This window comes from Mycobacterium angelicum, from assembly GCF_002086155.1.
Lineage (GTDB): Bacteria > Actinomycetota > Actinomycetes > Mycobacteriales > Mycobacteriaceae > Mycobacterium > Mycobacterium angelicum.
The window spans coordinates 1-343 of sequence record NZ_MVHE01000347.1 but is presented as its reverse complement, the minus strand read 5'-3'; the positions used below and the strand labels follow the sequence as shown (position 1 = coordinate 343).

The 343-nt window shown below is 76.7% G+C and carries 1 pseudogene; it reads right to left on the bottom strand.

Annotated elements, in window-relative coordinates:
* Positions 1 to 293 (bottom strand): annotated as a pseudogene (locus BST12_RS29730) (PGRS repeat-containing protein); the annotation flags it as partial.
* Positions 294 to 343 lie beyond the last annotated feature (50 nt).

The following is a 343-nucleotide window of genomic DNA, read 5'->3' as shown; positions in this document are numbered from 1 at the left end:
CTGCCGCCCGCCCCGCCGGTCCCGCCACCGCCCGGGCCATTGCCGCCGGCTCCGCCGATGCCGCCGATGGCGTTCCCGGATCCGTCGATGACGATTGAGGCAGCACCGCCTAATCCGCCGCCCCCGCCGACCGAGCCGTTGCCGCCGGCACCGCCCTTGCCGCCGACCGCGCTCCCGGCAGTAGCGGAGTTACCGATGCCGGCGCTGCCGCCGCTGCCACCGGTTCCGCCTTGGCCGGTGGTACCTCCGCTGCCGCCGTCGCCGCCGTCGCCGCCGATCGCGCTGCCGATCACAGACGCGCTAGTAGTGCTACCGCCGCCCCCGCCGTTGCCCCCTCCTGCGC